This is a genomic window from Psychrobacter sp. Pi2-51 (genome assembly GCF_904846665.1).
Lineage (GTDB): Bacteria > Pseudomonadota > Gammaproteobacteria > Pseudomonadales > Moraxellaceae > Psychrobacter > Psychrobacter glaciei.
Map to the genome: position 1 here is coordinate 32,040 of NZ_CAJHBP010000024.1, position 14,605 is coordinate 46,644.

Consider the following 14,605-nt stretch of genomic DNA (forward strand, 5'->3'; position numbering starts at 1 on the left):
ACAATAAAAGTTATGCAGATGGTGTAAATGCCTAACTTTTTATTTTACTTGTGGGTCATCATTAGTCAATGAAAGTTAGCCGATGATATCTCTATAATAAAAAGGCATGATGGCAAACCAGCTATCATTTATTAAATTGATAATCTTTGGTCGTTAATGTTAAACCAGTAGTGACCAAAGGTTTTTTTGTCCCCTGTGCTTTTTCAATGTGCGTTGAGGGTATTAAAAGTAGTCATTAAGACGTAAGTAAGGAGACGGTATGAAAATCGGTGTAATCAGTGCAGATATCGCGAGCGAAAGTCGCGTAGCGATAACCCCAGACGCAGTCAAAAAATTGCGTAAGCTTGGGTTTGAAGTCGTCATACAGTCAGGTGCAGGTCAAGCAGCATATTATGCTGATGAAATGTATCAAGCTGCCGGTGCCGAGATTGCCAGTAGTAGCGCCGAGGTCATTACACAGTCTCGAATTATTACTACGGTCAATGACTTACCTGCTGCGGCGATAGAACATTTGACCACAGGTCAAATTGTCGTTGGGATGCTCGACCCGTATCGTAATACACAGCTAGATGCTTATGCTGCCAAAGGCGCTACTGCTTTTGCAATGGAGTTATTGCCGCGCACATTGTCACGCGCACAGAATATGGATGTCTTGTCATCACAAGCCAACCTTGCCGGTTATAAAGCGGTATTGCTGGCAGCCAATGAATACTCGCGTCCTTTTCCAATGTTTATGACTTCAGCTGGTACGGTTAAGCCTGCCAAGGTGATCATCTTAGGGGTTGGTGTTGCAGGTTTGCAAGCCATTGCAACCGCCAAGCGTTTAGGCGCTGTCGTTGAAGCCAGTGATCTACGTCCGACTGCTCGCGAGCAAGTGGAGTCACTCGGTGGTAAATGGCTTGATGTGCCGATGAGTGCCGAGGAAGCTGAGACCGCTAAGTCTACAGGTGGTTATGCGTGGACACCATCAGAGCAGTATGTCAAAGATCAAGCCGCTGTGGTAGACAAAGCGTTAAGCAATGCCGATATCGTGATTACGACGGCGCAGATTCCTGGACGTAATGCTCCGCGCTTGGTACACGGGGCAACGCTTGCCAAAATGAAGGCAGGCTCAGTGCTGATCGATATGGCTGCTGGAACGGGCGGCAACGTAGAAGGCAGTGTGCCTAACGAAACCATCACTACGGATAATGGCGTGCGTATCGTTGGTGCTGCCAATATTCCATCGATGCTAGCGGCGCAGTCTTCAGATTTGTATGCCAACAACTTGGTTAACTTTATCACGACCTTAATTGCGCCTGCTGGCGATGACGCTTCAGCAAGTGACACATCAGCTAACTTGGCACTTAACTTAGACATGGAAGACGAGATTCAGGGCGCACTGGCGGTGACACATGACAGTCAGGTACGACTGGCCAAACGCTAGTTTGACTGGCTAAGTTTTTACAGCCTGTCATCACAACATTGTTACTACTAACGTTGTCACCATACATTTGCCAGTAACGAATAAATTTTTAGGAGGATAAGATGATTGCCACTATTTTAGCTGCCGCGCCAGCCGGTGCCGCCATGAGTAGTACACCATTTGTAGCGATTTTCACTGTATTTGTGCTCGCTATTTTTGTCGGATACTACGTCGTTTGGGGCGTCACGCCTGCATTGCACACGCCACTGATGGCTGTGACCAATGCTTTATCAAGTATTGTCATCGTTGGTGCGATGCTACAGACCGTCACGATTGATGGCTCTATATTTACACCAACCAGCTTGCTGGGTGCCTTTGCGGTATTTCTAGCCAGTGTCAACATCTTTGGTGGTTTTGCCGTGACTGAGCGTATGCTTGCGATGTTTAAACCCAAAGTGAAAAAAGCACCCGCTCTTGAAACTGGGACGACTGAAAATGGAGGCAACGCATGAATGATTTTTCAACAATGATTGCGGCAAATGCGGATTGGTTTTACCTAGTCGGCGCTATTCTTTTCGTTTTAACCCTACGTGGTTTATCTAGTCCAAAAACGGCTATTCGTGGCAACCGCTTTGGTATGGCTGCGATGGCGATTGCTGTTGTGACCACATTCTTCTTAGCAGAAGGCCCTGTTCTTTGGTTGATTATTGGTGCCATGGTATTGGGTGCGGTCGTCGGTATGTGGAAGGCAAAAACGGTCGCGATGACCCAAATGCCAGAAACCGTTGCCTTGATGCATTCTTTCGTCGGTTTGGCAGCAGTTGCGATTGCCTTGGCAACCGTATTGCATACTGAGCAGCAGCATGGCGCGGTTGCTCGTGTCGAATTGTTCATCGGTTGCTTTATCGGTGCGATTACTTTCTCAGCGTCAGTATTTGCTTTCGGTAAATTGGCGGCGAAGAGCTGGGCCAAAACATTGGTCGGAGGATGGGTCAAACCTGTCCAAGCGCTACTGTTTATTGCGATGATCGGGTTTGGCGGCATGTATTTCGTCACTGATTCATTACCTGCCTTTTATGCAATGGCAGTGATTGCGGTCATCTTTGGTTGGATGTGGATTGCACCAATCGGTGGCGGCGATATGCCAGTGGTTGTATCACTATTGAACTCATTCTCAGGTTGGGCAGCAGCGGGTATTGGTTTTACCCTCGGCAACTCAATGCTTATTATCGCAGGTTCGCTGGTCGGCTCATCAGGTGCGATTCTGTCTTATATCATGTGTAAAGCTATGAACCGCTCATTACTCAACGTACTGTTCGGTGGTATGGGCACGTCAGCTGTGGCAGCAGGCGGAGACGATGGCGCGCCAAAGAACTACAAGGCTGGTTCAGCAGAAGATGCAGGCTTCTTGATGGCCAATGCCAGCAACGTTGTGATCGTACCAGGTTATGGTATGGCGCAAGGTCGCGCGCAGAATGCAGTAAAAGAGCTGTATGAGCTGTTAAAAGAAGAAGGCGTTAACGTTCGTTTTGCCATTCATCCAGTTGCTGGTCGTATGCCTGGACACATGAACGTCCTATTGGCTGAAGCAGATGTGCCGTATGACGATATTCTTGAGATGGATGAGATTAACTCAGACTTCGCTAGTACGGATGTGGTCTTAGTGATCGGTGCCAACGATGTGGTAAACCCATCTGCAAAAGATGATCCGACTTCACCAATCTTTGGTATGCCGATCTTAGAAGTCAGCAAAGCGCAAACAGTTATGGTTATCAAGCGTTCGATGAGCACGGGTTATGCAGGACTTGATAATAGCTTGTTCTACATGGACAAAACCATGATGATCTTTGGTGATGCGAAAAAGATGGTAGAAGAGATGGTACGTAGTATCAATGGCGCTCATTAATCTTTAGAGTAAGCGGTTAAATATTTACTTCTAAATATAAGCTTTTAAATAAAAAAGTCACTGAGGTGGCTTTTTTTGCGTTAAGGTACGCCTCGCTTATATTCAATCATTGTTTACATCAAATAAGTTTATACAAAATAAGAGTTAAGAAGGTTATTTATGAATATGTTGATACGTTTTTTTATTATGGTTAGTTTGCTAAAACAACAACTTAAGCAGCAATCAGTGAGTGAGACGCTCAGTATAGAGACATTGACTGCACTGACGGTTCGCCATTATCGAATATTGCCGCATGATATGGGTTTTCGCGACCATCTACCTAACTATCGCTACCTATCTTTTATTGAGCTAAACATTACGCGATGGGTAATGAAGCACTGTCATCAAAAAGGCATTAAGCCCCTAAACTGGGTCATCGCCATGCAAGAGATGATTTATCTTAAGCAAATTAAGTTTTTGGACAAAATGACGCTTAGTAGTGCGGTCGCAGGATGGGATCACAAATATGTATATTTTGAGCATCGCTTCTTTGTAAAAAATCAGCTAATGGGCGTCGGCATGACTAAGTTTGTTTTTACAGACGATAACGGTATGCGCACACCAAAGGTATTGGATATGACAGGCGAGCAGATGACGAATACGATTACCACGTGGAATGAACACCAAGTAGCAGTTAAATCTACCAAATCTGCTGAGCCAGCTGAAGCAACAGAGACAGCTTAACGAACTTGCCTATAATCATAAGACGAATTTTGGTAGGATGGTGGCTATTAAAGCGATAACATTTTTTCTTAAAATTAAAAAAGAAGGTACCATTATGATCCCACAAAAACTAAAATGGACAGACAGCTTGGATATCGCTATCGAGCTTTATGAAAAATTTCCAGAGACCGATCCACAGTACATACGTTTTACAGATTTGCATCGTTGGGTGACCGAGCTTGAAGGCTTTGATGATGATCCACAAAAATCAAATGAAGGCATCTTAGAAGCCATTCAAATGAACTGGATTGATGAAGCGGATTAGAGTAACTTCGCTACTAACTATAAGTTACGTACTCTATAAGCAACTAACTATAATCTACGTACTATTTCAAATAAAAAATCGACTAAATATACAGGACAGGCGCTATCATGACTTCACAAATTAAAGAGCTATCCGAAGCGATAGTTTGCAAAGGCATCAGTGCTCGTACCACTAATAACGCTGAAATCAGCCATGACACTGCTAAATTGGGTCGTTTATGGCAAAAATTCTATCAAAACCATGTGAAGCAGCTTTCTGAAGGTGAAGACATTTATGGTGTTTTTCATAACTATGAGAGCGATGATTTAGTAGGCGCTTTTGATGTCGTGGCAAGTTGGAAAGTAGACAGCGAGCAAGAGCAGCAAAGCGCTGGCAATTTAGTAACGGTCAGCATTCCTGCAGGGAAATACTTGGTATTCTCTGAACAAGGTCGAATGCCTAATACAGTGATGAACGCTTGGGAGAATGCTTGGACTTACTTTAACGATCCAAGCTGTGAGCATACTAGAACTTATCAGGTCGATTTTGAGCAGTATATCGGTGGTAATCTAGAGTTTGGGCAAATAGATCTTTATATTGGTATTGAATAAAGCTATTCGTGTCATAAGTAGCCAAAAGACAGTTTTTATCTAAAATTGGCTGCAAAAAACATGAAAGTGCATTGATAGAAGCTATCAGTTAGTAATTAACTTAAGTGATTGAATTAATGCCTATCAAAATCATAAATAAAAAAGCGCCAATCTAAATCAGATGGCGCTTTTTTTACTCTAAATAACTACAATTAGTCCAGTAGTAAATTTTCTAAAATCCCCTCATAAATCTGCGCAAGCTTTCCTAAGTCATCAACTTCGACTTTTTCATCAACTTGGTGAATCGTGGCATTACGCACGCCAAGCTCAACCACTTGTGCACCCGTTGGCGCAATGAAGCGTCCGTCTGATGTGCCACCAGACGTAGACAATGTAGTATCAACATCGGTCACTGCTTTAATCGCACACTGGCAAGCAGACACTAGCTTACCTTCTGGGGTCAAAAATGGCTGACCAGACAATTTCCAATGGATATCATAACTGGCATGATTCTCTAAAATCTGGCTATCTTTAAAGTACTTATCAAAGATGGCATGCGTTTTTGCTTTCAGCTCATCTTCGGTCGTTTCCGTTGAAAAGCGAAAGTTGAACACGACTTTGAGTGTCTCAGGAATGACGTTAGTCGCGCCTGTGCCACTATTTATATTAGAAATTTGTAGAGACGTCGCAGGGAAGTAGTCATTGCCGTTATCCCAAGTGGCGTTTGTCAGTTCTGCTAATGCTGACATAGCGGCATGGATGGGATTGGACGCGAGATGCGGATAAGCGACATGGCCTTGTTTACCAGTGACAGTTAGCACCGCACCCAATGAGCCACGACGACCATTTTTGATAATATCGCCCAACGTATCGGTGCTTGATGGCTCGCCAACCAAGCAATAGGTGATTTTTTCTTGACGTGCTTCTAAGGTTTCAATGACTTTGACGGTGCCGTTAATTGATGGGCCTTCTTCATCTGAGGTGATTAAAAAAGCAATAGAGCCGTTATGCTTAGGATGATTAGCAACGAAACGCTCGGCTGCGACAGTAAAGGCGGCAATCCCTGTTTTCATGTCAGCAGCACCGCGAGCCCATAGATAACCGTCAGCGATAGTTGGCGTAAATGGTGGATAAGTCCAATTGTTTTCATCGCCTGTTGGTACGACATCGGTATGCCCAGCAAAACAAATAACTGGATCGGCTGTGCCACGGCGCGCCCATAAGTTTTTGACTTCAGCATGCTCGCCAGTCTTATCTCTATCGCCAAAATACATAAACTCGCAGTCAAAGCCCGCTTGCGCTAATCGTTCTGACAACATATCTTGGCAGCCATCATCATCTGGGGTGACGGAAGGTCGTTCCAATAACGCAATACTTAAATCTAGAGTTTCTTGCTGATGGGTAGGGTTTTCTTTCTTGGAGTCAGACATGAATAAACCTTTTTTATTATAAATTAAGATGATAAATATTTGATATTAAACGCTAAGATAGAGCCAGTCGCTGCTTCGTATTTTCTAAGGGCTTTACATATTGTCTTCAACGAACGGTACCAAGCCATCACGGCGCATCCAAGTCGCAATAGAGTAGCGTTGGCGATGAGCGATTTGTACTTGATGCTGTAGATCGCTGGCAAATATGATCAATCTGTTGGCGACAGGCATGACGTTATGATGAAGGCCATGTGTATCGACGATTTCTAGTGCGCCGCCGTCAGTTGATGCCCATTCATCATTGAGATAAAACACGGCCGAAATAACACGTTCGTCACGACCAGCCGGATTGTCACTGTGCCATTGATAGCCAAAACCAACTGGATAGCAAGCATAATGCGCTTCACTATGACGAATACCAGCAAACAAACTGCGATTGAACAAAGCGGCAAGTGTATTGATACTTTGCAAATAATAATAACCAGCAAAGAAATTTTCCGTGATCCAGCGGATTTTATCACCACGGATATCACTGAGGCGAATGCCAGCAGTCAGCTCTGCATCACGATAGTCAATAAAACCACTTTCCGCTTGTAGCGCCAATAATGCAGTACTGTCAAAGACATCATCAATGATTAGCCAGCCATCCTCTACAAACTTATCAAACTTCGTATCTGTTAGCTTGTTTTCCCAATCAACGTCAAAGTCAGATGTTTGCAGGACGTGTTGAGTTGGCGGCTCATCGCTATAGTCTTCACTTGGGACAAACAGCATAGGCGGATTATCCTGACCGATTGGCTGATCGACAACCAATTGTGTCACCTCAAGATTGCTAGTAATCTTCGTCATTTCGTCTCGCCGTTATCAATAAACATTCAATTAGCTGACAATACACAGCCAATCGATGCCTTTTTACCAAAACCATCGTTATCTTTTACTCTGCCTATGCTACCATAGATGCAATTTTTCTTATTTAAACTTTTGAACTTATGAACTATAAACACGCCTACCACGCTGGTAACTTTGCTGATGTGGTCAAACACATTTTATTGGTACAATTACTCAACCAGCTGGGGCAAAAAAACAAACCTTTTTATGTGCTTGATGCTTATGGCGGTCGTGGACTGTATTCGCTTGCCAGTGAAGAGGCGCGCAAGACAGGAGAAGCTAAAGGTGGTATCCAATCTTTAGTAAAGGCTGATGTCGAAAAAGCACCGCCTGCTGTCAAAGACTATATAGAAGGTATCAAGCAAGCCCGTTTCACTTATGACAAAAAAGTCTATCCTGGTTCGCCTTGGTGGATTGCGCATCATATCGAAAAAAATCCAGATGCAGGCGTGCGCGGTGAAGCGTTTGAAGCCAAAGCCAGTGAGTACGATGCGCTTAACTATCAGCTACATAAATTGCCAATCGGCATTCATCATCGTGATGCGTTTGAAGGTATTCGTGCCGTTATTCCACCACAAGAACGTCGTGGTCTCATATTTTTGGACCCTCCTTACGAGCAAGAACACAAAGACTTTACTCGCTTGATCGACCTATTGGTGCACTCTTATAATAAGTGGCCACAAGGCACATATGCATTATGGTTCCCGATCAAAAACATTGAAGCGGTAGAGCTGTTCTATAAAAAGCTAAAACGTACTGAAATGAGACGTCAGTTGGTTTGTGAGCTAAATATTTATCCTAACGATATCGCCGTAGGTCTTAACGGCACAGGAATGCTGATTATCAATCCGCCATGGCAGTTCGATAACCATGCGCGTGAAATTCTACGTTTCTTGCAGCCAGTACTAAAAGTTGCCAATGCCCCAGACTTAACGCCTGATAGTGCGACCAATGTGCGCTGGCTCGTCGGCGAATAATAGCGCCAGTAAATAAGGGTGTTAGTAAACAACGGGGTCAATGAATAGCAATGTCGGCCAACAAGGATATTAAGATGACAAACGTGCAACCACCTATCGGCCAACCAAACAATGCGCCTCTAAACGATGGTTTGCTGCAAGATAATGCAGCCACCCAGCCACCTTTTGTTGATGAGCATGAGTTTAATATCCGCTTAGCGGATAATGACAGCTACGATGGCTTGACCTTTGAGGTGATTGAGGCAGAAGTTGCTGAAGGGAAACGTGTGGTCAGTCGCGGTGTGTATTTAGCGCCCAATTTGATCACTACTTTGTCACTATTGTCAGGCTTTTACTCGATTTTGGCGAGTACACAAGGCGAGTTTTACAAAGCCTCTTTAGCCATCTTTTTATCCGCAATTCTTGACGGGGCTGATGGTCGCGTCGCACGCATGCTCAATGCCCAAAGCCCGTTTGGGGAGCAGTATGATTCTTTAGCCGATATGCTAGCCTTTGGTGTTGCACCGGCTATTTTAATTTATAGTTTTGCGCTACAGCCCTTGGGTCGTATTGGTCTTGGCTGCGCCTTTGTATTCACGGCTTGTGGTGCTTTCCGCTTGGCACGGTTTAATGTGCAGGTTGGTACTGTCGACAAAAAATACTTTGTTGGTTTAGCAAGTCCACTTGCGGCTATATTGGTCACCTCAGCTGTTATGGTAGCAATAGACCATAATCAGTGGATAGGACAGTACGATACACTCGTAATGTTCTTGTTCGCGGCTTGGGTCGTTATTTGCGGTTTACTGATGGTCAGTAATGTTAAATACTACAGCTTTAAGGAATTTGACAAAAAGAAAGTACCGTTTGTGGTTCTTATCATTGGGGTACTAGTCATGAGTATTGTGCTTTATGACATCCCTGTTGGTATTTTAGCGATCGGTATTATTTATGCTTTGTCAGGTATCGTGACTACGATAAAAGCAAATTTTAAACACTAAATTTGATGTCTTCCATATTTTATTTTAGACTGCTATTAATTATTTTCAAACTTTAATCATTTAAGTTAGTTAATGCTAAAACAAATCTAAGTATATTTTATAAGAGCCGCTTATTTATTAATAAGCGGCTCTTTTGTGTCTTATAAAAAATCATTATTCTCTTTATAACTTGTATATCGTCATACATAGGTCATTGAAGTTATCTATATTCAACAGATAACTTCAATAAATAAAAACTCTGTACGCATACATGTCATAGCCAATATTTTTTTCTAGCATCACGATATATTCTTCAAAGGATATATTTATATGTTACACATTAAAAACAATGACTTTACAATCAGCATATAATATTCCAATATGTGTCCATAACGTTTCTTTTTATATCCAAATAGAATATAAATATTTCTAGAGATGAGAGGTTCACCTCTTAAAGTTTTAAAAAAATGTCTCAACCTTCTATTGGACATGCCGTTCATGGAATGCCCCAATCAATAGCTTCTTTGTTTAACTGTTTATCAACACTAACGTCTATGCCTAATAGTGCTAGCCCAACGATCAGTCTATTTGGATAGTCATCATACAGTTGCTTCGATAGTGGCTTTACATATACAGGATACTCTAATGCTAAACCATGTCTACCGCGTTATCTTTAACCGCTCAACAGGCTGCTACATGGCAGTGAGTGAACTTGCCAAATCTGGTGGCAAATCAAACCGTTTAACTCAAGTGGGTACGGTGCCAACCAGTACGACAGGTGCGATATTGCGTCACCGTGCCATCGCGGTGGCGATAGGTAGCGCATTGGGAATGACGTTAGGACTGACAGCAATGAGCGCTCAGGCAGAAGTATGTTTTCTCGATGGTGGTAATCTAACGGGTGGCAGTACTGGCAATAGTAGTCAAGCTATAGCTTGTGGTTTTGGCAATGTAGCATCAGGTAGTGACAGCTCAGCAGTAGGTAGTTCTAACGAAGCATCAGGTAGTGACAGCTCAGCAGTAGGTTACGACAATACAGCCTCAAAAAATTCCAGCTCAGCAATGGGTAGTCGTAACACAGCCTCAGGAAGTTTCAGTTCAGCAGTAGGTTACGACAATGCAGCCTCAGGTAATAATAGCTCAGCACTAGGTAGTCTGAACGTAGCTTCTAAGCTGCGTAGTTCAGCGCTAGGTACTTATAATAACGCTTCGGGAGAACGTAGCTCAGCAGTGGGGTATGGTAATACTGCATTAAGTAATGATAGTTCAGCAGTAGGTTCTGATAATAGATCAAACGGAATAGAAAGCTCAGCAGTAGGTCGTAGTAACACAGCCTCAGGTCGTTCGAGCTCAGCAGTAGGTCGTAGTAACACAGCCTCAGGTCGTTCGAGCTCAGCAGTAGGCAGTGATAATGAAGCCTCAGGTAGTGACAGCTCAGCATTAGGTTTCAACAACACAGCCTCAGGTTTTGCAAGCTCAGCAGTAGGTCGTAGTAATACAGCCTCAGGTTTTGCAAGCTCAGCAGTAGGTCGTAGTAATACAGCCTCAGGAGTTTACAGCTCAGCAGTTGGTTTTGAAAATGAAGCCTCAGCAGATCTCAGCTCAGCACTAGGTAGTAATAACACAGCCTCAGGAGTTTACAGCTCAGCAGTTGGTTTTGAAAATGAAGCCGGGGATTTTAGCTCAGCAGTGGGTTTTGTCAACGAAGCCTCAGGACGTTTTAGCTCAGCAATAGGTAGTTTCAACACAGCCTCAGGTTTTAATAGCTCAGCGGTGGGTAGTTCTAACACAGTATCAGAGGCAGGCGCTGCTGCTATTGGTAGTGGTAGCGAAGATACACGAGTTGCAGTAGCAAATGCAGTGGTGCAAGCTGAGTTTACTGCTGCGACAACCCCTATACAAACAGACTTTAATGGTCGACGTTTTAAAGACGATAGTAATGGTGGTCGAATTTTTGAGTTTGCAGATGCTGATTACGAAGACTTAGGCATAGGCGCAACCGCAAGTGGCATCCGCGCAACCGCTATCGGTAATACCTCAGTCGCAAGCGCTCGTGATAGCCTAGCCATAGGTACAGGGTCAACGGCTAACATTCGTAACAGCATAGCTTTAGGTAGTCAGAGTACTACAACAGTAGATGCAGGCGTACAGGGGTTTGGTGCGGATACCAGTACCACACCAGTATGGCAATCAACGCTAGCGGCAGTGAGTGTGGGTGATACTTCTGATGCTGATCCTGCCAACTGGCAGACACGCCAAATCACAGGCGTTGCCGCAGGTACGACAGATACCGATGCAGTCAATGTGGCTCAGCTGAAGCAAGTCGCAGAGTCAAGCGGTGACCCTACACGTTACGTCAGTATCAATTCAACTGATACGAGTACAGGTTCGAACTTTAATAATGACGGCGCGACAGGTACAAATGCAGTAGCGATTGGGGTAGATAGTCAGGCATCAGGAGATTTCAGCTCAGCAGTGGGCTATTTTAATGAAGCATCAGGAGATTTCAGCTCAGCAGTTGGTAATGATAATACAGCCTCAGGTTTTTCAAGCTCAGCAGTAGGTTATTCGAATGAAGCATCAGGAAGTTCCAGCTCAGCGATTGGAAGCTCTAATAAAGCCTCCAAAAGCTCCAGCTCAGCAGTCGGTTATTTTAATGAAGCCTCAGGAGGTTTCAGCTCAGCAATGGGTAGTAATAACACAGCCTCAGGTAACTTTAGCTCAGCATTAGGCTATATCAATAACGCTTCAGGTAGCCTTAGCTCAGCGGTTGGTGTTTCAAACACAGCCTCAGGTAATAATAGCTCAGCAGTAGGACTTAATAATGTAGCCTCAGGTGATGATGGCTCAGCAGTTGGTCGTGGCAACAAAGCCTCAGGTAATGAAAGCTCAGCGCTAGGGAATCGTAATACAGCCTCAGGTTTTAATAGCTCAGCGTTAGGTAGCCGTAACACAGCTTCAGAATCAGGCGCGACTGCCGTTGGTAGTGGTAGCCTTTTTACACAGGTGCCAGTAGTAGGTGCAGTAGTACAAGCTGAGTTTACTGCTGCGACCACCCCTATACAAACAGACTTTAGTGGTCGACGCTTTAAAGACGATGGTACTGGTGGTCAGATCTTTGAGTTCGCAGCAGCAGACTATGAAGCTCTCGGCATAGGCGCCACCGCGAGCGATATCCGTGCCACAGCGATTGGTAACTCATCAATCGCCAGCGCTCGCGATAGCATCGCGATGGGTACAGGATCGACTGCCAACATTCGTAACAGTATCGCCTTAGGGTCACAAAGCATTACCACAGTCGACGCAGGCGTACAAGGCTTTGGTGCAGACACCAGAACCACGCCAGTATGGCAATCGACCTTAGCCGCAGTGAGTGTCGGTGATACTAGCAATGCTGATCCTGCTAATTGGCAGACTCGTCAAATCACAGGCGTCGCCGCAGGGACGACAGATACCGATGCGGTCAATGTGGCTCAGCTCAAGCGTACAGAGACCAACTACAGCACAGCGTTGGGAGGTGGTGCGTCTTTTGGTGCTAATGGCGCTTTTCAAGCACCAACTTATCGTATCAATAAGACTGACTACAGTGATGTCGGTTCAGCATTTACCGCAGTGGATGGCAGGTTGACAGATTTGCAAGGACAAATAACCAACATCGCATTAACCCCTGGACCTAAAGGGGACAAAGGCGATAAAGGTGAAACTGGCCCTCAAGGTCTAGCAGGGTCTGACGGCATCAATGGAACAAACGGTATTGACGGTCAGAATGGTACTAATGGCGTAGACGGCATTAATGGTCAAGATGGTGCACAAGGTCCAGCAGGTCAAAACGGAACAGATGGTTTAAACGGCACTAATGGTGTTGATGGGATCAACGGTCAGAATGGTACTAATGGCGTAGACGGCATTAGTGGTCAAGATGGTGCTGATGGCACTAACGGTAAAGACGGTGTTGATGGTGCTCAAGGACTTACAGGTCAGGATGGTATCGACGGCGCTAAAGGAGACAAAGGTGATTCAGGTATTAGCGAAGAAGCTAAAATTGAATTAGAAAGTAAAATCGAAGACAGCCAAGCTCGATTCTTTAGCGTTAATGGCTCTAGTGACAGTGAAGATGCAGGTAATTATAACGGTAATGGCGCTACTGCTGACGGTGCGATAGCAATCGGAGTTAACGCTCAATCTAAAGGTAAGGACAGCATCGCCATAGGCACTAATAATACAGTGACTGGCGATCAATCTACCAGCGTGGGTAATGGCAACATCATTTCAGGTGATCGCTCAGGTGCATTTGGAGATCCTAATATTGTTGGTGGTAACGCCAATTATGCAGTTGGTAACGACAACATCATTGGTGATACTACCAGTAACTCAGTAGTACTAGGTAGCAACGCAACAGTGGGTGCTACAGCGGTAACAGTTGATACCAATAGTTCACCAACTTTTGCGAACGAGACTAATGCCTCAAACTCCGTTGCTATCGGTGAGTCGGTGAACGTCCAAGCAGCCAATGCAGTGGCTATCGGTGCTAATAGCAGTGTGACTAATGATAACTCTGTCGCGTTAGGCGCAGGATCACAGACCAGTGCTGATAACACCGTATCGGTGGGTAGCGCGGCTAACCAGCGCCGAATTACCAATATTGCCGCTGGTGTTGACTCCCATGACGCAGTCAATCTGGCACAGAGCCAAGCGGGCGATAGTCAAACTTTAGATACTGCTAATGACTATACCAATCAGCGTTTTGCAACAATCGATCAGAACTTAAACTCATTTAGGGGCGATGTGGATTCACGCTTCAAAGAGCAAGATCAGCGTATCGATAAAGTCGGAGCGATGAGCGCTGCTATTCAAAACATGGGTACTAGTGTGAGTGGAATGAATCAGCGCAATCGCATAGGTCTAGGTATGGGCTTTCAAGGAGGCGAGCAAGCAGTAGCTATCGGTTATCAGCGTGTAGTTTCTGATAATACGTCATTGACCTTTAGTGGTGCCTTTAGTGACGACGAATCATCTGCAGGGGTAGGTGTAGGTTTTGGCTGGTAAATAAACGACTAAATCAATCAATACCTCTCTAATCTAAATATTAAGCAAAGCCAGTTCTGAATTGGCTTTGCTTAATTCCTATAAGGCTTATATCGTCCTACTAGCCATTTGATAGCAATGTTTTGTGCATACAATACTCTCAGTGCGCTAGCTCAAATGTCTAAAATATATAAACTGATTCTATTTAGATAAGATAAGTCTATCAAACCCCTTGACCCAGCTCTAAAACCCCGTATAATGCGCCCTAGTCGAAAGGGAAGGCTGTTTAGAATGAGTGATGAGACATTTACTTCAAACTAAATAGAAATTACCTCTTGACACGAGATTTAAAGCGTCTATAATACGCCCTCATCAAGACGAGCTGGAAGTAACTAGTGTGTAGATTACACATTAATAACCCA

The 14,605-nt window shown here is 44.4% G+C and carries 11 protein-coding genes; 9 read left to right on the forward strand and 2 right to left on the reverse strand.

The window, feature by feature from the left end; translation table 11 throughout:
• Positions 1-259: 259 nt before the first annotated feature.
• The 6 genes from JMY08_RS11485 (at position 260) to JMY08_RS11510 (ending at position 4,928) form a co-directional block, all read left to right on the forward strand.
• Positions 260-1,426: an NAD(P) transhydrogenase subunit alpha gene (locus JMY08_RS11485; RefSeq protein WP_201593448.1), complete on the forward strand. Its 1,167-nt coding sequence runs from the start codon at positions 260-262 to the stop codon at positions 1,424-1,426.
• Between the two features lie 143 nt (positions 1,427-1,569).
• Complete coding sequence (locus JMY08_RS11490) at positions 1,570-1,917, forward strand: proton-translocating transhydrogenase family protein (protein WP_201574529.1); 348 nt, start codon at positions 1,570-1,572, stop codon at positions 1,915-1,917.
• On the forward strand, positions 1,914-3,311 hold the full coding sequence (locus tag JMY08_RS11495; RefSeq protein ID WP_010196858.1) for an NAD(P)(+) transhydrogenase (Re/Si-specific) subunit beta: 1,398 nt from the start codon (positions 1,914-1,916) through the stop codon (positions 3,309-3,311). Before JMY08_RS11490 ends, JMY08_RS11495 begins: the two co-directional genes overlap by 4 nt.
• 159 nt (positions 3,312-3,470) lie before the next feature.
• Positions 3,471-4,034 carry an acyl-CoA thioesterase gene (locus tag JMY08_RS11500; RefSeq protein WP_201593449.1) on the forward strand — a complete coding sequence of 188 codons (564 nt, stop codon included), beginning with the start codon at positions 3,471-3,473 and terminating at the stop codon, positions 4,032-4,034.
• Between the two features lie 94 nt (positions 4,035-4,128).
• Entirely contained in the window at positions 4,129-4,338 is a 210-nt protein-coding gene (iscX, locus tag JMY08_RS11505) for a Fe-S cluster assembly protein IscX (RefSeq protein ID WP_010196865.1), read from the forward strand.
• A 107-nt stretch (positions 4,339-4,445) separates the two neighbouring features.
• Positions 4,446-4,928 carry a GyrI-like domain-containing protein gene (locus JMY08_RS11510; protein ID WP_194621003.1) on the forward strand — a complete coding sequence of 161 codons (483 nt, stop codon included), beginning with the start codon at positions 4,446-4,448 and terminating at the stop codon, positions 4,926-4,928.
• A 191-nt stretch (positions 4,929-5,119) separates the two neighbouring features.
• Here JMY08_RS11510 and dapE read toward each other — a convergent pair whose 3' ends face one another.
• Both dapE and JMY08_RS11520 read right to left on the reverse strand, forming a co-directional pair.
• Complete coding sequence (gene dapE / locus JMY08_RS11515) at positions 5,120-6,337, reverse strand: succinyl-diaminopimelate desuccinylase (protein WP_201593450.1); 1,218 nt, start codon at positions 6,335-6,337, stop codon at positions 5,120-5,122.
• 93 nt (positions 6,338-6,430) lie between these two features.
• Positions 6,431-7,186: a 2OG-Fe(II) oxygenase gene (locus JMY08_RS11520; protein ID WP_201593451.1), complete on the reverse strand. Its 756-nt coding sequence runs from the start codon at positions 7,184-7,186 to the stop codon at positions 6,431-6,433.
• 140 nt (positions 7,187-7,326) lie between these two features.
• Here JMY08_RS11520 and JMY08_RS11525 point away from each other — a divergent pair, with 140 nt between their 5' ends.
• The 3 genes from JMY08_RS11525 to JMY08_RS11535 all read left to right on the forward strand — a co-directional run bounded on the left by JMY08_RS11525 (position 7,327) and on the right by JMY08_RS11535 (position 14,204).
• Positions 7,327-8,202 (forward strand): 23S rRNA (adenine(2030)-N(6))-methyltransferase RlmJ, encoded by an 876-nt coding sequence (locus JMY08_RS11525; RefSeq protein WP_010196880.1) that lies wholly within the window; start codon positions 7,327-7,329, stop codon positions 8,200-8,202.
• Between the two features lie 74 nt (positions 8,203-8,276).
• Positions 8,277-9,179 (forward strand): CDP-diacylglycerol--serine O-phosphatidyltransferase, encoded by a 903-nt coding sequence (pssA, locus tag JMY08_RS11530; RefSeq protein WP_227679668.1) that lies wholly within the window; start codon positions 8,277-8,279, stop codon positions 9,177-9,179.
• A gap of 624 nt (positions 9,180-9,803) precedes the next feature.
• The gene (locus tag JMY08_RS11535; protein ID WP_201593452.1) at positions 9,804-14,204 is read left to right on the forward strand and encodes an ESPR-type extended signal peptide-containing protein; all 4,401 of its coding nucleotides are present in this window, start codon (positions 9,804-9,806) and stop codon (positions 14,202-14,204) included.
• The last annotated feature ends 401 nt before the right edge of the window (positions 14,205-14,605 follow it).